Below are 22,376 nucleotides of genomic sequence, written 5' to 3' on the forward strand. Positions count from 1 at the left end.
CTGCGGGCTGTCGCGCCCCGGATGGAGGAGACTTGTCCCATGTCCATTCACGAGAACCTTCTCGGGGGCCCGCCCCCGACCCACCTCCCCGACGACCCGGAACCGCGGGAGCTGCTCGCCGGCGGTACCGCGCCCGCCGATGTCGCCGCGAAGTACCCGACCTCCTCACTGGCCTGGGCCCAGCTGGCCGACGAGGCCTTCGAGCGGGGCAGCGTCGTGGAGTCGTACGCCTACGCCCGTACGGGCTACCACCGCGGCCTGGACTCGCTGCGCCGAAGCGGCTGGAAGGGTCACGGTCCGGTCCCCTGGGAGCACGAGCCGAACCGTGGCTTCCTGCGCGCCCTGCACGCCCTCGCCCGCGCCGCGCAGGCGATCGGCGAGCAGGAGGAGTACGAGCGCTGCTCCCAGTTCCTGAAGGACTCCTCCCCGGCGGCCGCCCAGACCCTGGGCTGAGTCGTCCCTCCCTCCGGGCCCGCCTGTGTGATCAGGCGGGCCTTGCCTTTTCCGGGGACCATCGAAGAAGATGCCCGGCGGGGACCGGGGCCCCCGTGTCGGTAACGGCAGGGGCGGACCGCTACCCGGAGTACACATCAGGAGACAGCGATGTCCCACGAGGCTCACGAAACGCAGGAGCCCGAGACCCCGCATCTCGACTTCCACGGCACGACCCCGTACGAGGACTACGTACAGGCGGACGTGCTCACCCACCTCCAGCACCCCCTCTCCGACGATCCCGGAGAGATGGTCTTCCTGGTCACCACTCAGGTGATGGAGCTGTGGTTCACCGTCATCGTCCACGAGTGGGAGACCGCGGCGCGCGCCCTGCGCGAGGACGACGTTCCCGTGGCGGTCGCCGCGCTGAAGCGTTCCGTACGGGAGCTGGAGGCGCTGAACGCCTCCTGGAGGCCGCTCGGACAGCTCACCCCGGCCCAGTTCAACGCGTACCGCAGCGCGCTGGGCGAGGGCTCCGGCTTCCAGTCCGCGATGTACCGCCGGATGGAGTTCCTGCTCGGCGACAAGTCCGCCTCCATGCTGGTCCCGCACCGGGGCGCGCCGCGTGTGCACGCGGAGCTGGAGAAGGCGCTGCACGAGCCGAGCCTGTACGACGAGGTCCTGCGGCTGCTGGCCCGGCGCGGGCATGCCGTGCCGGGGGCGGTACTGGAACGTGACGTCTCGCGGCGGTACGAGCCGTCCGACGAGGTCGAGGCCGTCTGGACGGCCCTGTACTCCGGCGACGAGAGCGACGAACTCGCCCGCCTCGGCGAGGCGTTGACCGACGTGGCCGAACTGGTGTGGCGCTGGCGCAACGACCACCTGGTCGCCACCCGCCGCGCGATGGGCTCCAAGGCCGGCACGGGCGGCTCCGCCGGGGTCGCCTGGCTGGAGAAGCGCGCCCGGAAGAACGTCTTCCCGGAGCTGTGGACGGCGCGCTCCCATGTCTGAAACAGCATCTGAACTCGCTTTCAAGGCACGCGAGTTGGACGCCGGTGACGAGCTGGCGGGAGTGCGTGCGCGGTTCGTCCTGGACGAGGCCGTGTACCTGGACGGGAACTCGCTCGGCGCGCTGCCGGCTGCCGTCCCCGGGCGCGTCGAGGATGTCGTACGGCGCCAGTGGGGCGAGCTGCGCATCCGTTCCTGGGAGGAGAGCGGCTGGTGGACCGCGCCCGAGCGGATCGGCGACCGGATCGCCCCGCTGATCGGCGCGGCGACCGGGCAGATCGTGGTGGGCGACTCCACAAGTGTCAACGTTTTCAAGGCACTTGTGGGCGCGGTACGGCTGGCGCGGCTCGCCGGAGGTGAGGCACGCGACGAGATCGTCGTCGACGCGACGACGTTCCCCACCGACGGGTACATCGCAGGATCGGCGGCCCGGATGACGGGCTGCGCCCTGCGCCCGGTGACGCCGGCGGAGGTCCCCGGGGCGCTGGGCGACCGGACCGCCGCCGTGCTGCTGAACCACGTCGACTACCGCACCGGCCGGCTGCACGACCTGCCCGGTCTGACGGCCGCCGTGCACGCGGCGGGCGCGATCGCCGTCTGGGACCTGTGCCACAGCGCGGGCGCCCTCCCGGTCGGGCTCGACGAGCACGGCGTCGACCTGGCGGTCGGCTGCACCTACAAGTACCTGAACGGCGGCCCCGGTTCACCGGCGTACCTGTACGTGCGCGACGAACTGCAGGACCGTTTCGACTCCCCGCTGCCCGGCTGGAACTCGCACGCCGACCCCTTCGGCATGCGGCCGGACTACACCCCGGCCGCCGGCGCCCCGCGCGGTCGCGTCGGCACGCCCGACATCCTCTCCATGCTCGCCCTGGAGGCGGCCCTGGAGGTGTGGGACGGCGTCTCGATCGAGAGCGTCCGCACCAAGTCCCTCGCGCTGACGGACCTCTTCCTGGAGTGCGTGGCCCAGTACGTTCCGGCCGGCCGCGTGGAGTCGCTGACGCCGGTACCCCACGCGGAGCGGGGCAGCCAGGTCGCGCTGCGCTGCGCGGATGCCGGCCAGGTCATGGAGCGGCTGATCGAGCAGGGCGTCGTCGGAGACTTCCGGCACCCGGACGTCCTGCGCTTCGGGTTCACACCGTTGTACGTCGGATTCGCGGATGTGGAACGGGCGGCGGGGGTGCTTGCGGGGATCCTGCGGGGTGGGGGCGGCTGACGGTGACGGGGTGGTCGGGTAGCGGGCTGACGGGGTGGTCGGGTAGCGGGCTGACGGTGACGGGGGTGGTGCGCGAGGTGGGGCCGGTCGAAGCGCTGTTCGGCTCACCGAGCGTGACATCCCCTGGTCCGTGCACGTCATGGGCCTGATACCGTCCCCGCCAACGGCCGAAATCCCTCCTGGGGATCTTGCCCGGTCCGTCAAATCCGTTACGCCGCTGAGAGGTTGGAGCATGCCGGACGACGCCGCAGCTCGCGATGGAGTAGCTGCCCGTGCCGCTGCCGAAGAGGAGTCGGCCTTCTCGCACCCGGCGGTCGACCCCGACACCACCGCCGCGTACGGCGATCACCCCGACCAGGTGATCGACTTCTACGCCCCGCACGAGGGGGTGGGCCCGGGCGGTCCCGCGCCGCTGGTCGTCGTGCTGCACGGAGGCGCCTGGCGGGCACCGTACGACCGCCGCCACATCTCCCCGTTCGCGGGCTACCTGGCGCGTCGGGGCTTCGGGGTGGCGAGCGTGGAGTACCGGCGCGGGGGTGCGGGTGAGGAGCAGCAGGGCGGCGGTGCGGGTGAGAGCCCGAGCGGCGGTGTCAGTGGGGGCGGGTCCGGGCCGGTCGCGGGACGCTGGCCGGACACCTTCGACGATGTCGCCGCCGCGCTGGACGCGCTGCCCGCCCTCACCCGTTCGTCCCTCCCGCAGGCCGACCCGCGCCGCATGGTGGTCACCGGCCACTCCGCGGGCGGCCACCTCGCCCTGTGGGTGGCGGCCAGGCATCTGCTGCCCGCCGACGCCCCGTGGCGCATCGACCGGCCGTCCCCGCTGCGGGGCGTGGTCGCCCTCGCCCCGATCGCGGACTTCGCGGTCGCGGAGAAGCTGGACGTGTGCGGTGGCGCCTGCCGTCAACTGCTGGGCGGCGACGAGGGGTTCACCGAACGCCGGCCCTACGCCGACCCGGCGCTCCTGCTCCCGACGGGCATCGCGACGACCATCGTCCAGGGCCGCGCGGACGGGGTCGTCCCGGAGGCGGTCGCCGAGGCGTACGCGGACGCGGCGGCGAAGGCGGGCGAGGTGGTGGGCGTAACGCTCCTGGAGGACGTCGGCCACTTCCCGCTGATCGACCCGGTGGCCGACGCGTGCGCGGTGGTGGGGGAGGAGATCGCGCAGTTGGCGTGGTGACCTGTACGGCGCCCGTGGCCGGCCCTTCGGCACGATCGAGGCCGTGAGGTTCCCGCTGTCCCCGACCCGCCCCGGTCGTACCCGTAGTACTTGAGAGCTACAGCGCAGGTGAGCTCCCTGGCGTGACGCGGACGACGAGCACGGATCCGTAACTTCCCTTCCATACAAGCCCGGTGACCGGGCGGGATGGAAGGAAGCCGACGGTGGGGCTTGAGGCGGGGGCAGGGGTACGGGCATGGGCAGGGGCAGCAGACGGGGGCGGAGGCAGAGCGGGGGAGGGACCGGCCGGGGGCGAGCAGCGCAGGGGCGCTGGAAGTGACGGGCCGCGCCAGGGAGCACGAAGCGGCGGGCCGCGCCGCGGACTTGGCGGGCGTCGTGTTCCTGGCGGGCGCCGCGCGCAGAGGTGGCGTCGTGCGCTGAGGTGGCGCCGTGCGCAGAGGTGGCGTCGTGGTCTTCTCGCCGTTCTCGTCACCGCGGCCGTCGTGGTTCCCCTCTCCGCCGCCGCCCGACCGGAGATCCCCGCGCCGGCCCCCGTCGTCCTGGCCCCGGTGACGGCGGCCACGCTGGACGAGGCGTACGCGGCGAACCGGGCCAACGCCGAGGAGGCGTCCCGGATGGCCGACGCGCACGGTGACCGGGCGCGTGCGGCGACGGACCGTGCGATGGCCGCGCCCTCCCGTCATTTCCTCATCTTCGACGGCCGTGGCTCCGGTCGTACGGCGGAGGTCCTCGGTGACCTGGCCCACGCCGACCGTGTCGCCGTCCTGGTCCCCGGCTCCGACACCTCACTCGACACATACGACCGCTTCCGCGCGACGGCGACCCACCTGTGGACGGAACTGAACCGGCGGGGCGGGAAGATCACGGCTACCGGAGCCGGGACCGGAGGGGCAGGGGCCGGCGCGAGCGTCGACACCCACTCCGATCCCAACCTCCGCACCGCGGTCGTGGCCTGGCTCGGCTACGAGACGCCGGCCACCATCAGCGCCACCGTCGCCACCAGCGGTCGTGCCGAGCAGGCCGCCCCGCCGCTGCGGGAGTTCATACGGCAACTGCGCGGCATCGTCGGCGAGAAGGCCCGGCTCTCCCTGCTGTGCCACTCGTACGGCTCGGTCGTCTGCGGGCGTGCCGCCGCCGGCCTGGACGTGGACGACATCGCCCTGGTCGGAAGCCCCGGCACCGGCGCCGACACCGCCACCGCCCTGCACACCCGGGCCCGCGTGTGGGCGGCCCGCGGTTCCGACGACTGGGTGGGCGAGGTGCCGCACGTCAAGGCCGACCTGTTCGGCACGACCGTCGGCTTCGGCACCGACCCGATATCCCCGACCTTCGGGGCCCGGGTCTTCGCCGCCGGCGACGGCGGCCACAGCGACTACTTCGCACCGGGCTCGGTCTCGCTGACCAACCTGGCCCGGATCGTCCTAGGCGAGACCTCGGAGGTCACCCGTGCGTGAGACGAAGACCCCGCACCGCGTGTGGGCGGGCATACGACAGGGCGCCGACCGAGTCGACGCCGCCACCCCAGCCGAGCGGGACCGCGCGGTCGACGCGCTGCGTGCCCTCGCGATCCTCGGCGTGGTCCTCGGCCACTGGCTGGTGACCGCCCTGGTCGCCGACGGCGGTCGACTGCGCACCGCGAGCCCGCTCCAGCACATGCCCTGGCTGGCCCCGATCTCCTGGGCCTTCCAGACACTCGCCGTGTTCTTCCTGGTGGGCGGTCATGTGGCGACCCGCGGCTACACCTCGGCCCGCGCCCGCGGCACGACCTACCGAGGGTGGCTGGCGGCCCGGCTGTCCCGGCTGTTCAGACCGGTGGCGGCCGTCCTCACCCTGTGGACGGTGACGGCGACGACCCTCCTGCTGACGGGCGCCGAGTTCGCGACGGTGCGCACGCTGGTCAAGCTGGCGCTGTCCCCCTTGTGGTTCCTGTTGGTCTTCGCCGTCCTGACGGCGGCGACCCCGCTCCTGCTCCGACTCAACCCTCTCTGGCCGCTGGCCGTCGTTCTCCATGTGGACCTTCTGCGCTTCGGTCTGGGCGGCCCGTCCTGGCTCGGCTGGGTGAACGTGGCGGCGGGCTGGCTGGTGCCCTACACCCTGGGCGCGGCCTGGACGCGGGGCGAGTTGGACGGTCGCCGCGCGGGCGTGCTGCTGCTGACGGGCGGCGCGGTGACGACGGCACTGCTGGTCGCGTTCGCCGGCTACCCGGCGTCGATGGTCGGCGTCCCCGGCGCCGGGGTCTCCAACCTGAACCCGCCGACGCTGGCCGTGGTCACCTTCGGGCTCGCTCAGTGCGGCCTGGCCCTGCTCCTGCGGGACCGGCTGCGCCGGACGACGCGACGCCCGCTGGTCTGGGGGGCGGTGGCGTTGGTCAACCTCTCCGCGATGACGATCTTCCTCTGGCATCAGACGGCCCTGATGGCCACCACGGCCACCGGACTCCTGGCGGGCCACTTGCCCGGCCTGCACACCGTCCCCGACGGGCTGGACTGGGTGGCGGCCCGCCTGGCCTGGCTCCCGGTCCTCACCCTGGCGCTGGCCGTCTGCTGGGCGGCCTTTCGCTCCCACGAACAGGGGCCCCGACGCACTTCCGGCCGCCGCTCCCGAGTCGTCCGCGTCCACCGAGGCCCCCACTCCAGGGCAGCGAAGGCGGCACGCGGTGCCTAGGGTTGCCGACGTGATGAAAACGGGGGCCCAGCACGTGATCGTGAGCCGTGTCTTGCGCTGGCTGCGGGTGCTGCGCCAGGACCTGTGGACGGTCCGGGCGAATCCTCTGCCCCCGTCCGTATGGCTGCGTTGGCTGCCGCATGGTGTGGTGTGCCTGGCCGCGTTCGGCATCGGGCTCGGTGACATGGCCCAGCTCCAGGACAACGGACAGCTGGGCTCGGGGGTCGCCGTCCTGATCGGCGCCGGGCAGGGCGTCGCGACGGCATTCGCGCTGTGGCGGCCCATCCCGGCGTGGTGGCTGTCGATCGCGGCCACCGTGACGGGAGCCGTCGCGGTGCACAGCCGGCTGGGCGCGCAGGCGGGGGAGCACTTCACCTGGCCCTGGACCGGGGCCGGGATCGTCGCGCACCTGTTCGTGCTGCTGCTGCTCTCGCTGCGGGTGCGCACCCGGGTGTCCGCCGAGGCGCTGGCGCTGACCACACTGGTCACCTACGTCCTCCAGGGCATGTGGGGCGCCCCGACCCACTCCTCCACGGGGGTGGTCGCGGTCTGTCTGTCCGTGGTCGTCGTGGTTCTCGGCATCGCCCTGCGGGGCCGCCGCGAGGCACGCGCGGAACTCGGCCGGCAGACCACGATGACCGCCGAGGAACGGGCGCGGCGCACACTGCTGGAGGAGCGCAACCGTATCGCTCGCGAACTGCACGACGTGGTGGCCCACCACATGTCGGTCATCTCGATCCAGGCGCAGGTCGCCCCGCACCTCGTCGAGAACCCGCCGGACGAACTCAAGGAGAACCTCGCCGGCATCCGGCAGAACGCTCTGGAGGCGCTGACCGAGCTGCGCCGGGTCCTGGGTGTGCTGCGCGCGGAGCACCCCGACCGGCCGGCCTTGCCCGACCAGGCCGGCACCGGCGCCGCCCCGCACGCCCCGCAGCCCACCCTCGACCGGCTGCCCGCGCTCGTGGAGAACACCCGGGCCGCCGGTCTGACCGTGACCCTGAAGGTCATCGGCAAACGGCGATCCCTGCCGCCCGGCGTGGAGTTGTCGGTGTACCGGATCGTTCAGGAGGCGCTGAGCAACGTACTGCGCCACGCGCCCGGCGCGACCGCCCGCGTCCAACTCGACTACGGAGCGAACGGCGTGGCCGTGAGCGTGGTCAACTCGCGGCCCACGAGGCCCGCGCCGCCGTCGCCGGGTACCGGGCACGGGCTGCTCGGCATGCGGGAGCGGGCCGTCATGCTCGGCGGTGCCGTGTTCGCGCACCCCAACGAGAACGACGGCGGTTACACGGTGTCCGCGTTCATCCCGGTGGCCGTCCTCGCCGACGGCCTGACCTACGCTCGTCGGACGCCCGACGCGACGGGTGCCTTGACCGGCGACACACAGGGCCACGTCGTGTACGTGGACCCGGCCACCGATCCGAAGGGCGACACCGCATGACGAGCGGCACCATCCGCGTACTGATCGCCGACGACCAGCAGATGGTCCGGCAGGGCTTCACGGTGCTGCTCAACACCCAGCCCGACATCGAGGTGATCGGCCAGGCGGTGGACGGTCTGGACGCGATCGCCCAGGTCGCCGAACTCGTCCCGGACGTCGTCCTCATGGACATCCGCATGCCGGAACTCGGCGGCATCGAGGCCACCCGCCGGATCACCGACGAACGGCCCGACATCAAGGTGCTGGTGCTCACCACCTTCGACCTCGACGAGTACGTGTACGAGGCGCTCAGAGCCGGGGCGTCCGGGTTCCTGCTGAAGGACGCGTCCGCGGACCAGCTCGCCGAGGCGGTGCGGGTGGTGGCGGCCGGCGACGCGCTGCTCGCGCCGGGCATCACCCGGCGGCTGATCGCCGAGTTCTCCCGCCTGGGCGACCGTCCTCGCACCCCGCTCAAGGAACGTGTCGGCGGTCTGACCGAACGGGAGACGGAGGTGCTGGCGCTGATCGCGCAGGGCCTGTCGAACGCGGAGATCGCCGAGCGTCTCGTCGTCGCCGAGCAGACGGTGAAGACGCACGTGGGCCGCATCCTGGTGAAGCTGGGCCTGCGCGACCGCACCCAGGCGGCGGTGTTCGCGTACGAGTCGGGACTGGTGCGTCCGGCCGGGTACTGAATGACCTGCGCCGACCACCGAACTGGCCCTGGCGGAAGGCGCCTCGCTCCTGCGGCCCGGAGTCGCCGGTATCCGTACCGGCGGGGCCGCCGGTATCCGTAGTACCTGAGAGGGATGCCGAAGGACCCCTCTCACTGGTGACGACCGCGGCCTTGTCCTCCACCTACCGTTCTGTATGTGACCGAGACGACCCAGACGCACTCCACGCCGCAGGGCGGAACCAGAGCGCGCAGCCCTGAGTACCGGCTGGCCGCGGACGCCCTGCGCGGCCTGCGACAGGAACTGTTCACCGACGCCTTCGCCTATGACCCGCTGCCCCGGATGCGCGTCGACGGCCCTGTGACCAGGCGGCTGCCGGGCCGACTGCGGGACTGGGCGGCCTGGACCCCGCACGCCGTGGTGGCGTTCGCCGGACTGCTGGTGGCGATCATCGCCGCGTCCGCCTCCGCGGCCGACGGCAGCGGAGGCCTCGGTTGGCTGACCGCGCTGATGGCCCTGTTCCCGGTTCTGCTGGTGCTGCTGCGTCCGACCGGCGCGTTCTGGATCTCGATGGCGGCCACCCCGTTCATCGCGGTGCTGGGCAACAGCTACGACGACTGGCCGTGGCCGACCGGCAGCTTCGCCTCCCACCTGGTCGTCCTGACGGTCGCGGCCGTCCGGACCGGGCCCCGCACGGCGGCCTGGATGTGGATCATGAGCGGGGTCTACGGCATAGGGTCGGAGTCCATCCTCGGTGCGGGCCACTACTCCTCGAACACCGGGCCCATGCTGGTCGTCTCCGCTCTGCTCCTGCTCGTCGTCGCCGTCTGGCATGTACGGCGGACGGCCGAGAAGGAGGTGACGGCCCAGCAGACGGTGACCGAGCACGAGCGTTCCCGCCGCACCCTGCTGGAGGAGCGCACGACGATCGCCCGCGAACTGCACGACGTGGTCGCGCACCACATGTCCGTCGTCGCCATCCAGGCGGAGGCCGCCCCCTACCGGGTGGAGAACCCGCCACCGGAGCTGGAGCGCGCCTTCGCCACGATCAGGGAGAACGCGGTGGCGGCCCTCACCGAACTACGTCGGGTCCTGGGCGTGGTCCGCGCCGAGGACTACGAGGCCCCGGATGCCCCGCAACCCACCCTCGCCGACCTGGACGCGCTGCTCGCCAATGTGCGGGACACGGGCCTCAGCGTCGACAAGACGGTGACCGGAGCGGTGCGCGAGCTGCCGCAGGGCGTGGAGCTGTCGGCTTACCGGATCGTGCAGGAGGCGCTGAGCAACAGCTTGCGGCACGCGCCGGGGGCCGGCGCCAGGGTGGAGATCGGGTACGTCCTGGGTGGGCTGGGGCTGCGGATAGTCAACGGCCCGCCGCCCGAGCCTTCCCTGGTGAAGCCTTCTCCCGGAGCGGGGCACGGCATCACCGGTATGCGGGAGCGGGTCTCCATGCTGAACGGCGAGATGACGGCGGGCCCGGTGGAGGACGGGGGCTATGAGGTCGCGGTGTTCCTGCCGGTGACCGCGGTGAGCGAGGGTGACGTATGACCATCCGGGTCCTGATCGCGGACGATCAGATGATGGTGCGCGAGGGCTTCTCGGTTCTGCTGAACGCGATGCCGGACATCGAGGTCGTCGGCGAGGCGGTCAATGGACGGGAGGCGGTTGACCGGGTCCGTGAACTCGCCCCGGACGTGGTGCTGATGGACATCCGCATGCCCGAGCTGAACGGCATCGAGGCCACCCGGGAGATCGTCGCCGCGGACGGCGCGTCGAAGGTGCTGGTGCTGACCACCTTCGACCTGGACGAGTACGTGTACCAGGCGCTCAGGGCGGGAGCCTCCGGCTTCCTCCTCAAGGACGCCTCGGCCCGTCAACTCGCCGATGGGGTACGGGTGGTGGCGTCCGGGGAGGCCCTGCTGGCGCCCTCGGTGACCAGGCGGCTGATCACCGAGTTCTCCAAGCTGTCCACCGCCCAGCGCCTCGCGCCCTCCGCGCAGGCGTCCTACGGGGACCTGACCGAACGGGAGACGGAGGTGCTGGTGCTGATCGCGCAGGGCCTGTCGAACTCGGAGATAGCCGAACGGCTGGTGGTCGCCGACTCGACGATCAAGACGCATGTGAGCCGGATCCTGGTGAAGCTGGGCCTGCGGGACCGCACCCAGGCGGCGGTGTTCGCGTACGAGGCCAGGCTGGTCACGCCGGGCTGACGAGGCCGCGCCGCCGGTGGGACCCGGCCCCGCCGCCACGGGGACACCCCTGGTCAGACGGTGGGGCGGCGGGCTAGCGTCCGGGCATGGCAGCTGTTTCTGACCTCGCGTTCGACCCCTGGGACCCGGCGTTCGTCGCCCACCCGTACCCGGCGTACGCCGAGCTGCGTGAGCGTGGCCGCGTGCTGCGGTACGAGCCCACCGACCAGTGGCTGGTGTCGCACCACGCGGACGTCTCGGCGTTGTTGCGGGACCGTCGGCTGGGGCGGACGTATCAGCACCGGTTCACGCACGAGGACTTCGGGCGGACGGCGCCGCCTCCGGAGCACGAGCCGTTCCACACGCTCAACGACCACGGAATGCTCGACCTGGAGCCGCCGGACCACACCCGGATCCGGCGTCTGGTGTCGAAGGCGTTCACCCCGCGCACGGTGGAGCGGCTGCGGCCGTATGTGCACGGTCTGGCCGGTGAGTTGGTGTCCGCGCTGGTGGAGGCGGGCGGCGGTGACCTGCTGACGGATGTGGCGGAGCCGCTGCCGGTCGCGGTGATCGCGGAGATGCTGGGGATCCCGGAGGCGGACCGGGCGCCGCTGCGGCCCTGGTCGGCGGACATCTGCGGGATGTACGAGCTGAACCCGTCGCAGGAGACGGCGGAAAGGGCGGTCAGGGCGTCCGTCGAGTTCTCGGACTACCTCCGGGAACTGATCGCCGCCCGCCGCAAGGAGCCCGGCGACGACCTCATCTCGGGCCTGATCGCGGCGCACGACGAGGGCGACCGTCTCACCGAGCAGGAGATGATCTCCACCGCCGTGCTGCTTCTGAACGCCGGCCACGAGGCGACGGTCAACGCCACGGTGAACGGCTGGTGGGCCCTGTTCCGCAACCCCGACCAGCTCGCCGCCCTCCGCGCCGACCACTCCCTGGTGCCGTCCGCCGTGGAGGAGCTGATGCGTTACGACACCCCGCTCCAGCTCTTCGAACGCTGGGTGCTGGACGACATCGAGATCGACGGCACGGTGATCCCCCGGGGCGCCGAGATCGCCATGCTCTTCGGGTCCGCCAACCACGACCCGGCGGTCTTCCGGGACCCCGAGCGGCTCGATCTGACCCGGGAGGACAACCCGCACATCTCCTTCAGCGCGGGCATCCACTACTGCATCGGCGCGCCCCTGGCCCGTATCGAGCTCGCGGCCTCCATGACGGCACTCCTGGAGAAGGCCCCCACGCTGAGTCTGGCGGCGGAGCCGTCGCGGAAGCCGAACTTCGTGATCCGGGGGCTGGAGGGACTACCGGTGATCGTCTGAGACGTCCCGTCTGCCGACCAGCGCCCGTGTGAACAGGGCGTAGACGAGGGCGGGCAGGACGGCTCCCGTGAGGAACACCAGGGGGAGCTCGGTGAACAGGACACTCAAGTCCATGCCCTCGTTCTCAAAGCCTTTGCCCAGGTGGATCCGGGTGCGGGCGGAGGAGAGCCACCACAGTGTGGCCGCCAACGCGCCCACCATCGACAACAGACAGCCACCGCACGTCACGGCATTCCGGTTCATGTCCAGGAGGACGCATGCCGCCACTGCCCGGTTCGCACGTCAGTCCACCGCAGCAGGAACGCATCCCCGGATCTCTCCCCCTCACCCCCCCACCTCCCCCTCACGTCGTGACGTCGCGCCGTCGAAGTCCCGCCAGTCCCGCCGCCGTCAAAGCGGCCGCCAGCAGCAGAAGGACCAGTACCGGGCCCCACTCCATCTCCCCGCCCGGCAGCTTCGGGAGGTGGCCGAACGGGGAGAGGTCCAGGACCGTTTGCGGAACGTCCAGCGCGGGACCGACCCAGCCGATCAGCAGTACCGCCCCGGCCACACCCCAGGCCGCCATCGCAGCCCGGGGCGCCACTCCGTGCAGCAGCACCGCCAGACCGCCGACCACCCAGACACCGGCCACCTGCACGAGGCAGGCGCCCAGGACCGGCCCGGCGTCCTTGCCGTAGCCGAGGGCGAAGCCCAGTCCGGCGAGCAGCATGATCAGTACGGCTCCGCCGAAGGCGATCACCAGGTGGCCGGCGGCCCACCGCAGCCGCCCCACCGCGTTCGCCAGCACCGGTTCCGCGCGCCCGGAGGTCTCCTCGCCGTGCAGTCGGAGAACGGAGGCGACGACGTAGAGCGCGGCGATCAGGCCGAGCATGCCGATCATCGCCGACAGGAAGGCGTCCGTCAGGCCGGCCTGTCCGCCCATCCGCTCGATGATCTCGCGGGCGTTGTCGTTGTCGCCGACGAGGTCGGCCGCGCCCTGCGTCATGCCGCCGTAGACCAGGCCGGCGAGGAAGAAGCCGATGCTCCAGCCGAGCACACTGCCCCGCTGCAGCCGCCAGGCCAGCGCCGCCGCCGAACCCAGGCGACCGGCCGCCGGTCCCGGCCGGGTGGGCAGGAAGCTCATGCCGACGTCGCGCCGCCCGGCGAGCGCGTACGCCACCGTCGCCTGTCCGGCGGCCGCCGTCACGAACAGGAGCAGTACCCACCAGCGTTCGTCCGCGTACGGCCGTAGGTTCTCCAGCCAGCCGAGGGGGGACAGCCAGGTCAGCACCGAGGAGCCGTCGTCGGTGGCCGAGTCGCCCGCCGCGCGCAGCACGAAGGCGGCGCCGAGGACCGCCGCGGTCAGTCCGCGGGCGAGCCGAGCGCTCTCCGTGAGCTGCGCGACGATCGCCGCCATCGTCGCGAAGACCATGCCGACGCCCGCGATCCCGATCCCGAGCGCCAGCGCGCCGGTGGTTCCGTGGGCGGCCAGGCCCGCCGCGACCAGCAGTGCCACCAGCGCGTCGGCGACCGCAGCCGCCAGCAGGGCCGCGGTGAGGGAGGCCCGACGGCCCACCATGCCCGAGGCCACCAGCTCCTGACGGCCGCTCTCCTCCTCGTCCCGGGTGTGCCGGACGACGACGAGCAGGCTCGTCACGGCGGCCAGCGCACCCGCGTACACGCCGACCCGCCAGGCGGTCAGCGCACCGATCGAGTCGCCGAAGACCGGGCCGATCATCGCGCGCAGCGAGGAGTTGGTCGACATCTGCGTGAGCAGGTCGGCGCGTTCGGCGGGGGTGGCGTAGAGGCCCTCCAGGGTGTTCGGCATGGAGAGGACCATGAGCGCGTTCACCGCCACCCAGACCGGGATCATCGCGCGGTCGCGACGCAGCGCGAAACGCAACAGGGCGCCGGTTCCGGCCAGTTGGCGTGAGCCGGTGGTCCGGGAGCGGGTGCTCCCTGAGTCGGTGGACTGTGGCCCGGAGGGGTGGGGGCCGGAGGGTTGTGCGCCGGTGGCGGTCGCGGTCATCGCGCCACCCCCTGAGCGACCGCGTCCTGAGCGACCGCGTCCTGTGCGGCCACGTCCTCCTGGTAGTGACGCAGGAACAGCTCCTCCAGCGTCGGCGGTGTCGACGTCAGCGACCGCACGCCGGACTCGCTGAGCGAGCGCAGCACGGCGTCGAGTTTGTCGGTGTCCACCTGGAGGCGGACCCGGCAGCCCCTGCCCCCTTCCGTCGACTGGGTGGCGAGGTCGTGGACGCCCGGCAGCCCCGCCAACCCGTCGGGCGTGCCCGCGAGTTCGGCGGTCACGCTGGTGCGGGTGAGGTGGCGCAGCTCGGCCAGCGAGCCGGTCTCGACGGTCTGTCCCCTGCGGATGATGCTCACCCGGTCGCAGAGTTCCTCGACCTCGCTCAGGATGTGCGAGGAGAGCAGGATGGTGCGGCCGCGGTCCCGTTCCTCCTCCACGCACCGCTGGAAGACCTCCTCCATCAGCGGGTCCAGACCGGAGGTCGGCTCGTCCAGGATCAGCAGGTCGACGTCCGAGGCGAACGCGGCGACCAGGGCGACCTTCTGCCGGTTGCCCTTCGAGTACGTTCGGCCCTTCTTCGTCGGGTCCAGCTCGAACCGCTCGACCAGCTCGGCGCGGCGCCCGGCGTCGAGGCCGCCGCGCAGCCTGCCGTAGAGGTCGATGACCTCGCCGCCGGAGAGGTTGCGCCACAGCGTCACATCGCCGGGGACGTACGCGATCCGGCGGTGCACCTCCACCGCGTCCGCCCACGGGTCGCGGCCGAGGATCTGCGCGGCGCCCGAGTCGGCGCGCAGCAGTCCGAGCAGGACGCGGATGGTGGTGGACTTGCCCGCCCCGTTCGGGCCGAGGAAACCGTGGACCTCGCCGGACTCGACGTCCAGGTCGAGGCCGTCGAGAGCGTGCGTCCCGCCGAACGACTTGTGCAGCCCGGAGACGCTGATTGCCTTCGTCATGTTTCAGAACGTACGCTTCCTTCAGAAATTTGTGAAGTTAAGGAAGCGTAGAAAGCCCGCATAGGATGAACGCATGACGGAATCAGCCGGGGCCGGGCGGGACACGGAGGCCGTGTCGCGGTTCGTCGAGTCGTTCGCGGCGCAACTCGTCGAGGCGGGGATGCAGCGCATGGCCGCTCGGGTCTTCGCCGCCCTGCTCGCCTCCGACGAGGGCGTGATGACCTCCGCCGAGCTCGGTGAACAGCTGAAGATCAGCCCCGCCGCGGTGTCCGGGGCGGTGCGCTACCTGGCGCAGACGCACATGGTGTCGCGCGAGCGGGAGCCCGGCTCGCGCCGGGAGCGCTACCGGGTGCACGGCGACCAGTGGTACGAGGCCCTGACCAACCGTGAGGCGGTCCTCAAGCGGTGGGAGGGCGCCCTGCGCGAGGGCGTCACCAGCCTCGGCGCACAGACCCCCGCGGGCCGCCGGATGGCCGAGACGCTCGCCTTCTTCGAGTTCCTCGACGGCGAGGTCTCGGCCATGATGGAACGCTGGCGCGCCCACCGGGACCGCACCTTCGGCGCTTCCTGACACCTGCCGCGGCATTGATGCTCCTTCGGCGCTCCCCAGTGTCCGCCGCGGCCCTAACGCTCCTTCGTCTCCTCCAGAACCGTCCGCCCCAGCAGGGCGTACCGGGAGGGGTCCCGCCGCTTCAGGTACTGCGCGTACCCGATTCCCGTCGCGGCGACCAGGGCGACCAGCCACGGAGTCGCCTTCAGGACCAGGGAGCCGGACTCCGAGCCGGCCGCCACACCCATGTTGGACACCAGCAGCACCACCACCGCGAGCATCGCGACGCCCCCGATGAGCGGGGCGGTGAACGTCCTGAACCAGTGCCGGCTCTCGGGGTGGTGGGAGCGGAAGTACGCCAGCACCGCGAAGGAGCACACGGCCTGGACGACCAGGATCGCCATGGTGCCGAGGATGGCGAGAAGGACGTACAGGCCCGCGTACGGGTCCTTGCCCGCGATCCAGAACGCCGCGATCAGTACGGCGCTCACGATGGTCTGGACGAGGCCCGCGATGTGCGGGGAGCCGTGCCGGGCGTGGGTGCGGCCGATGGTGTTCTTCAGGGACGGCAGGACACCCTCGCGGCCCAGCGCGTACATGTAGCGGGCCGCGCAGTTGTGGAAGGCCATGCCGCAGGCCAGCGAGCCGCTGATCATCAGCCACTGCATGACGACGACCGCCCAGTGGCCGACGTACTGTTCGGTGGGGTTGAAGAACATCGCGAGGGGGTTCGCGGAGGAGGCGGCGGCGACGGCCTCCTTCTCGCCGTTGCCGGTGATGGCCATCCAGGAGACGAAGACGTAGAAGACACCGACGCCCAGGACGGAGATCATGGTGGCCTTGGGGATGATCTTCTTCGGGTCGCGGGACTCCTCGCCGTACATCGCGGTCGACTCGAAGCCGACCCACGACCAGAAGGCGAAGAACAGGCCGAGGCCGGCGCTCGTGCCCTGGAAGGCGTTGACCGGGTTGACCGGGCCGAAAGTGAAGCCGTCCGGGCCGCCGCCGTGCAGGGCGACCGAGACCGCCATCGCCGCGAGGATCGTCACCTCGGTGGCCAGGAGCACGACGAGCAGCTTCTCGGCGACCGAGACGCCGAACCAGGTGCCCATCGCGTTGACGGCGAGCATCAGGATCGCGAACACCCACCACGGGATGTGCAGTCCCGTCTGGTCCTTGAGGGTCGTCGTCGCGAAGGTCGAGAAGATGCCGATGAGGGCGGGCTCGAAGACGACGTACGCGAAGGTCGCGAGGAGTCCGGAGGCGAGGCCGACCGTGCGGCCCAGGCCGTAGGAGATGAAGCCGTAGAAGGCTCCGGTGGAGGTGATGTGCTTCGCCATCGAGGTGAAACCGACGGAAAAGATTGCCAGGACGACCATTGCGACGAGATAGCTCGCCGGGGCGCCGATGCCGTTGCCGGACGACACCATGAAGGGCACGTTCCCGGTCATCGCGGTGATCGGCGCTGCGGTCGCGACGGCCATGAAGACCACGCCGAGCAGGCCGATGGCGTTGGGTTTGAGGCGATGGACGGTTTCCTCGCCGGCGGTGCCCGCCTCCGGGGCGACGCCCTCCTGTACTGCCATCGGGTGGCCCCTTCCTGGTTGCCTTGATCGCGCTCCGCGCACTGCCGATGGAGTGGAACTCTGTGGCCCGAATGAGTCGGTCAAGGGTGTCGGCGCGTTAAATGTTTGTCAACCAGACCTTTAGAAATCTGGCGGCAACACGCGGCTCGTACGGTCACCGCCATGAGCGTCTACACCTCCACCCTCAACGGCGAGCGCCATCGCTTCGACTCCCTCGCCCGGCTGCTCGCCGCCGCGAGCCCCGAGCGCTCCGGCGACCGGCTGGCCGGCCTCGCCGCGTCGTCGGCGCGGGAGCGGGTCGCCGCGCGCTGGGCGCTGGCCGAGGTGCCGCTCACGGCGTTCCTCACCGAGCCGGTCGTCCCGTACGAGACCGACGAGGTGACCCGGCTGATCCTCGACACCCACGACCCCTTCGCCTTCGCACCGGTGGCCGGGATGACGGTCGGGGAGCTGCGGGAGTGGCTGCTGTCGGAGGCGGCGGACGCGCGGGCGCTGGCCGCGCTGGCGCCCGGGCTGACGCCGGAGATGACGGCCGCGGTGTCCAAGCTGATGGGGAACGCGGATCTGGTGGCCGTGGCGCGCAAGGTGAGCGTGGTGACGGCGTTCCGGTCGACCATCGGCCTGCCGGGGCGCCTCGCGACCCGCCTCCAGCCGAACCACCCCACCGACGACCCCGCGGGCGTGGCGGCGGCGTTGCTGGACGGACTGCTGCTGGGTTCCGGCGACGCGGTGATCGGCATCAACCCGGCGACCGACAGCCCGAAGGCCGTACGGGACCTGCTGGAACTGCTCGACGGGGTGATCACCCGGTACGGCATCCCGACCCAGTCGTGCGTCCTGAGCCATGTGACGACGAGCGTGGACCTCATGGCCCGCGGAGCCCCCGTCGACCTGGTCTTCCAGTCCATCGCGGGGACACAGGCGGCGAACGCGTCCTTCGGGGTCACGCTGGGGCTGCTCGACGAGGCGTACGAGGCGGCCCTTTCGCTCGGGCGGGGCACGGTCGGCCAGAACGTCATGTACTTCGAGACCGGGCAGGGCAGCGCCCTGTCGGCGGACGCGCACCACGGGGTGGACCAGCAGACGGTGGAGGCCAGGGCGTACGCCGTCGCCCGGCGGTATCAGCCGCTGCTGGTCAACACGGTCGTCGGGTTCATCGGCCCCGAGTACCTCTACGACGGCCGGCAGATCCTCCGCGCCGCCCTGGAGGACCACTTCTGCGGCAAGCTGCTCGGCCTGCCGATGGGCCTCGACATCTGCTACACCAACCACGCGGACGCCGATGACGACGACGTGGCGACCATGCTGACCATGCTGGGCGTCGCGGGCGCCTCGTTCGTGATCTGCACACCGGGCGGCGACGACATCATGCTCAACTACCAGTCGGCCTCGTACCACGACGCGTTGTACCTGCGGGAGGTGCTGGGCCTGCGCCCGGCACCGGAGTTCGAGGCCTGGCTGGAATCGATCGGGCTGCTGGACGAACGGGGAGCGATCCGGGACGTGTCCGGTACGGCGGGGGCGCATCCGCTGACGGCGATCGGAAGGGAACTGGCGGCATGACCCAACCACCCGCTCGCACCGACGACCTGGCCCTCTGGTCGGCCCTGCGCCGCCACACCCAGGCCCGCATCGGCCTCGGCCGGGCGGGCTCGGGAATGCCGACCCGGCACCGGCTGGAACTCCAGGCCGCGCACGCGGCGGCCCGCGACGCCGTGCACTCGCCGTTCGACCCGGACCTGATCGCCGCGGGGCTCGCCGGTGTGCCGACGGTACGGGTCCGCAGTGCCGCCCCCGACCGGCTGACCTACCTCCAGCGCCCCGACCTGGGCCGCCGGCTGCACCCGACCGACCGCGCGCATCTTCCGACGGGGGCGTGGGACGTGGTGTTCGTGATCGCGGACGGGCTGTCGAGCCGGGCGGTGCACGAGCACGCGGCGGCGGTGGTACGGGCGACGACCGCCGTGCTGCCGCCCGGCACCGGGGTGGCCCCGGTCGTCCTGGCCGAGCAGGCCCGCGTGGCCCTCGGCGACGACGTCGCGCACGCCATGGGCGCCGCGTCCGTGGTGGTCCTGGTCGGCGAACGCCCCGGCATGTCGGCGGCGGACTCCCTGGGCGCGTACCTCACCTACGGCCCGAAGCCCGGCGAGACGACCGACGCCGCCCGCAACTGCCTCTCCAACATCCGCCCCCCGAGGGGCCTGGCGTACGAGACGGCGGCACTGAAGCTGGCCGCCCTGTTGCGCGGGGCGCGGGAGCTGGGGCGCAGCGGGGTGGACCTGAAGGACGAGGCGGACGCGCTGCCCGGGTAGTCACACCGGTACGTGCACGCCGACCGGGAGGACACCACACGGCACGGGCGCGAACCTCTACGTCAGTCGCCCGGGCGCCGCACGGCACTTGGTTGCCCGCCCCTCACCTCTCCGGCACCCTCGTGGCCGGACGGCCCCGCCACCGGCCCTGGTAGCCGGACGGCCCCGCCACCGGTCCTCGACGAGGGCGCGGGCGCGAACCTGCACGTCAGTCGCCCGGGCGTCGCACGGCACCTGGGTGCCCGCGCCTCACCTCTCCGGCAACGTGAGCCTCAGTCACCTCTCCGGCAACGTGAGCCCCAGCGCGCCCTCCCACACCGTCCACGTCCGCCTCCGTACCGGACCCGCGACCGTCGCGTCCGCGCGGTACCGGAAATCCGCCCCCGAGACGGTCACCCGGCGCCCCCGGGCCAGCAGGGGGGACGCCTCCGCGCCGACCGACGCCGGACGGACCTCCACCGCCGCGGCTCCGGAACCGCCCGGGGTCACGGAGACCGCCTCCACCGGCTGGTCGAGGTCGACGAGCATCTCGCCGTCCACCTCGACGCGCAGTCGTGAGGGGCCGGGGCCGGGATCGAGAGGGGCGGGGCGCAGCGGCCGGACCGGTACCAGGGTGCGTACGAGCGACTGGCAGGTCCGCAGCCAGGGACGTGCGGTCACCCCCGCGGCCACCGCCGCATCCAGCCCCGTGTCCGCCTCCGCGGCCTGGTGCGAGACCACCGGCGGTATGCGCAGCGCGCCCAGCACCACCCCGTCGCTGTCGTCCACCAGCAGGTCCAGCCGCCGCTCGGTCCCGTCGAGCACGGCCCGCGCCGCCGCCACCGCTCCGGTGGGCAGGCCCAGGGAGCGGGCCAGTGACAGCACGCCGCCCACCGGCACCACGGACAGCGCGCAGTCCGTCAGCTCCCGTCGCCGGTGCAGAAGGGACACCGCCCGGATCAGCGAGAGGTCGTCCCCTATGACCACCGGCCGCCGCGATCCGCGCCGAGTGAGCACCCGGGCGAATTCCTCCGGCCCCTCCGGCAAACACACCTTCATACTCGCCGAACCCGCGCTGAGCACGTCTTTCGCGATCCGTACGGACTCTCCGTCCATCCTCCGGGCGACCGGATCGATGACCACCAGCAGCTGGTCGGACGTCGCGAAAGTCGCCACCTCGGTCCTGCCTCGCTTCCTCGGGTAGCATCTTGGTGCAAGAGCCCCTTGCGCTATTGCGCCAGGGGCTTCGTCTATTCCGGGGCATCCGGTCCGACGGGTTGCGGCCAACGAAGGTCGCCGGTGTACGAGGCAACCGTGCCGCGTACCCCCTGACCCTGGACATGCCCCGCCCGGAAGGGGTGTACGCGCGTGCCCGCACTTGTGCTGCTCGGTGCTCAGTGGGGTGACGAAGGCAAGGGAAAGGCGACCGACCTGCTCGGTGGCTCGGTGGACTATGTGGTGCGCTACCAGGGCGGCAACAACGCCGGCCACACGGTAGTCGTGGGCGATCAGAAGTACGCCCTCCACCTCCTCCCTTCCGGAATCCTCTCGCCGGGGTGCACCCCGGTCATCGGTAACGGAGTCGTCGTCGACCCGTCGGTCCTGTTCTCCGAGCTGAACGGACTGAACGCTCGCGGCGTCGACACGTCGAAGCTCCTCATCAGCGGAAACGCGCACATCATCACGCCGTACAACGTGACGGTGGACAAGGTGACGGAACGCTTCCTCGGCAAGCGGAAGATCGGCACCACCGGTCGGGGTATCGGCCCGACCTACGCCGACAAGATCAACCGCGTCGGTATCCGCGTACAGGATCTCTACGACGAGTCGATCCTCACCCAGAAGGTGGAGGCGGCTCTCGACGTCAAGAACCAGATCCTCACAAAGCTCTACAACCGGCGCGCGATCGCCGTCGACCAGGTGGTCGAGGAGCTGCTGACGTACGCCGAGAAGCTCGCGCCGTACGTCGCCGACACGGTCCTGGTGCTCAACCAGGCCCTTGAGCAGGACAAGGTCGTGCTCTTCGAGGGCGGCCAGGGCACGCTCCTCGACATCGACCACGGCACGTACCCCTTCGTCACCTCCAGCAACCCCACCGCGGGTGGTGCCTGCACGGGCGCCGGCGTCGGCCCGACGAAGATCAGCCGGGTCATCGGCATCCTGAAGGCGTACACGACCCGCGTCGGCGCGGGCCCCTTCCCGACGGAGCTGTTCGACGAGGACGGCGAGGCGCTGCGCCGCATCGGCGGCGAGAAGGGCGTGACCACCGGCCGTGACCGCCGCTGCGGCTGGTTCGACGCGGTGATCGCCCGCTACGCCACCCGCGTGAACGGCCTGACGGACTTCTTCCTCACCAAGCTGGACGTCCTGACCGGCTGGGAGCAGATCCCGGTCTGCGTGGCGTACGAGATCGACGGCAAGCGCGTCGAGGAACTCCCGTACTCGCAGAGCGACTTCCACCACGCGAAGCCGATATACGAGACCCTCCCGGGCTGGTCCGAGGACATCACCAAGGCGAAGTCCTTCTCCGACCTGCCGAAGAACGCCCAGAACTACGTCAAGGCGCTGGAGGACATGTCCGGCGCCCCGATCTCCGCGATCGGCGTGGGCCCGGGCCGGGACGAGACGATCGAGGTCAACTCGTTCATCTAGGCCGCGACGGCTTCCGAACACGCCTGTGCCCTGGCCGCTGACGTCGGCCAGGGCACTGGTGCTTTGTAGGGCCGACGTGAGGTCAGCTGTCCTTGGTGCCTGGAAGCCCGTGGTGTCGAGGAGGCAGTTGAATGGTGCCGGGATGTCGATTTTCTCGCCCGACCCCCTCACCGCAGGTACCTCGGGCCACCCTGACAAGTCTCAGGTTCACGTGCCGGTCCCCGTGCCCTTCAC

At 71.6% G+C, this 22,376-nt stretch carries 20 protein-coding genes; 15 read left to right on the forward strand and 5 right to left on the reverse strand.

Translation table 11 applies throughout. From position 1 onward, the window contains the following. Positions 1-39 precede the first annotated feature (39 nt). The 11 genes from OHA64_RS25605 (at position 40) to OHA64_RS25655 (ending at position 12,102) form a co-directional block, all read left to right on the forward strand. Positions 40-453: a DUF3151 domain-containing protein gene (locus OHA64_RS25605; RefSeq protein WP_405616902.1), complete on the forward strand. Its 414-nt coding sequence runs from the start codon at positions 40-42 to the stop codon at positions 451-453. Between the two features lie 150 nt (positions 454-603). Further along, the gene (locus OHA64_RS25610) at positions 604-1,443 is read left to right on the forward strand and encodes a tryptophan 2,3-dioxygenase family protein (protein ID WP_405616904.1); all 840 of its coding nucleotides are present in this window, start codon (positions 604-606) and stop codon (positions 1,441-1,443) included. Beyond that, positions 1,436-2,656: a kynureninase gene (kynU, locus tag OHA64_RS25615; RefSeq protein WP_405616906.1), complete on the forward strand. Its 1,221-nt coding sequence runs from the start codon at positions 1,436-1,438 to the stop codon at positions 2,654-2,656. Before OHA64_RS25610 ends, kynU begins: the two co-directional genes overlap by 8 nt. Positions 2,657-2,888: 232 nt before the next feature. Then, the gene (locus OHA64_RS25620; RefSeq protein ID WP_405616908.1) at positions 2,889-3,833 is read left to right on the forward strand and encodes an alpha/beta hydrolase; all 945 of its coding nucleotides are present in this window, start codon (positions 2,889-2,891) and stop codon (positions 3,831-3,833) included. 416 nt (positions 3,834-4,249) lie between these two features. Beyond that, positions 4,250-5,287, forward strand: coding sequence for an alpha/beta hydrolase (locus OHA64_RS25625; protein ID WP_405624104.1), 1,038 nt, complete (start codon positions 4,250-4,252; stop codon positions 5,285-5,287). Next, positions 5,280-6,497, forward strand: coding sequence for an acyltransferase (locus OHA64_RS25630; RefSeq protein WP_405616910.1), 1,218 nt, complete (start codon positions 5,280-5,282; stop codon positions 6,495-6,497). The genes OHA64_RS25625 and OHA64_RS25630 overlap by 8 nt, the downstream gene beginning before the upstream one ends. Positions 6,498-6,510: 13 nt before the next feature. After that, positions 6,511-7,938, forward strand: coding sequence for a sensor histidine kinase (locus OHA64_RS25635; RefSeq protein WP_405624106.1), 1,428 nt, complete (start codon positions 6,511-6,513; stop codon positions 7,936-7,938). Beyond that, positions 7,935-8,609 (forward strand): response regulator, encoded by a 675-nt coding sequence (locus tag OHA64_RS25640; protein ID WP_405616912.1) that lies wholly within the window; start codon positions 7,935-7,937, stop codon positions 8,607-8,609. Before OHA64_RS25635 ends, OHA64_RS25640 begins: the two co-directional genes overlap by 4 nt. A gap of 177 nt (positions 8,610-8,786) precedes the next feature. Beyond that, entirely contained in the window at positions 8,787-10,136 is a 1,350-nt protein-coding gene (locus OHA64_RS25645; protein ID WP_405616914.1) for a sensor histidine kinase, read from the forward strand. Continuing rightward, the gene (locus OHA64_RS25650; RefSeq protein ID WP_405616916.1) at positions 10,133-10,798 is read left to right on the forward strand and encodes a response regulator; all 666 of its coding nucleotides are present in this window, start codon (positions 10,133-10,135) and stop codon (positions 10,796-10,798) included. Before OHA64_RS25645 ends, OHA64_RS25650 begins: the two co-directional genes overlap by 4 nt. Positions 10,799-10,884: 86 nt before the next feature. Continuing rightward, on the forward strand, positions 10,885-12,102 hold the full coding sequence (locus tag OHA64_RS25655) for a cytochrome P450 (RefSeq protein WP_405616918.1): 1,218 nt from the start codon (positions 10,885-10,887) through the stop codon (positions 12,100-12,102). Here OHA64_RS25655 and OHA64_RS25660 read toward each other — a convergent pair. From OHA64_RS25660 to OHA64_RS25670, 3 genes are all read right to left on the reverse strand, one after another. Continuing rightward, complete coding sequence (locus OHA64_RS25660; RefSeq protein ID WP_405616920.1) at positions 12,085-12,345, reverse strand: hypothetical protein; 261 nt, start codon at positions 12,343-12,345, stop codon at positions 12,085-12,087. The genes OHA64_RS25655 and OHA64_RS25660 overlap by 18 nt on opposite strands. A gap of 100 nt (positions 12,346-12,445) precedes the next feature. Beyond that, positions 12,446-14,110 (reverse strand): ABC transporter permease, encoded by a 1,665-nt coding sequence (locus OHA64_RS25665; protein WP_405616922.1) that lies wholly within the window; start codon positions 14,108-14,110, stop codon positions 12,446-12,448. Then, complete coding sequence (locus OHA64_RS25670) at positions 14,107-15,063, reverse strand: ATP-binding cassette domain-containing protein (RefSeq protein ID WP_405616924.1); 957 nt, start codon at positions 15,061-15,063, stop codon at positions 14,107-14,109. Before OHA64_RS25670 ends, OHA64_RS25665 begins: the two co-directional genes overlap by 4 nt. 73 nt (positions 15,064-15,136) lie before the next feature. Here OHA64_RS25670 and OHA64_RS25675 point away from each other — a divergent pair, with 73 nt between their 5' ends. After that, the gene (locus tag OHA64_RS25675; protein WP_405616926.1) at positions 15,137-15,634 is read left to right on the forward strand and encodes a GbsR/MarR family transcriptional regulator; all 498 of its coding nucleotides are present in this window, start codon (positions 15,137-15,139) and stop codon (positions 15,632-15,634) included. A 53-nt stretch (positions 15,635-15,687) separates the two neighbouring features. Here the strand turns inward: OHA64_RS25675 and OHA64_RS25680 are convergent, their stop codons facing one another. After that, positions 15,688-17,199: an APC family permease gene (locus OHA64_RS25680; protein WP_405616928.1), complete on the reverse strand. Its 1,512-nt coding sequence runs from the start codon at positions 17,197-17,199 to the stop codon at positions 15,688-15,690. Between the two features lie 162 nt (positions 17,200-17,361). Between OHA64_RS25680 and OHA64_RS25685 the strand changes: the two genes are divergently transcribed. Beyond that, positions 17,362-18,762 carry an ethanolamine ammonia-lyase subunit EutB gene (locus OHA64_RS25685; protein ID WP_405616930.1) on the forward strand — a complete coding sequence of 467 codons (1,401 nt, stop codon included), beginning with the start codon at positions 17,362-17,364 and terminating at the stop codon, positions 18,760-18,762. Then, the gene (gene eutC / locus OHA64_RS25690) at positions 18,759-19,511 is read left to right on the forward strand and encodes an ethanolamine ammonia-lyase subunit EutC (protein WP_405616932.1); all 753 of its coding nucleotides are present in this window, start codon (positions 18,759-18,761) and stop codon (positions 19,509-19,511) included. The genes OHA64_RS25685 and eutC overlap by 4 nt, the downstream gene beginning before the upstream one ends. A 276-nt stretch (positions 19,512-19,787) precedes the next feature. Here eutC and OHA64_RS25695 read toward each other — a convergent pair whose 3' ends face one another. Then, the gene (locus OHA64_RS25695) at positions 19,788-20,666 is read right to left on the reverse strand and encodes a diacylglycerol kinase family protein (protein WP_405616934.1); all 879 of its coding nucleotides are present in this window, start codon (positions 20,664-20,666) and stop codon (positions 19,788-19,790) included. Positions 20,667-20,858: 192 nt separating this feature from the next. Between OHA64_RS25695 and OHA64_RS25700 the strand changes: the two genes are divergently transcribed. Next, entirely contained in the window at positions 20,859-22,142 is a 1,284-nt protein-coding gene (locus OHA64_RS25700; RefSeq protein WP_405616936.1) for an adenylosuccinate synthase, read from the forward strand. Positions 22,143-22,376 lie beyond the last annotated feature (234 nt).

The organism is Streptomyces sp. NBC_00076 (assembly GCF_045041235.1).
In the GTDB taxonomy this organism is placed as follows: Bacteria; Actinomycetota; Actinomycetes; order Streptomycetales; family Streptomycetaceae; genus Streptomyces.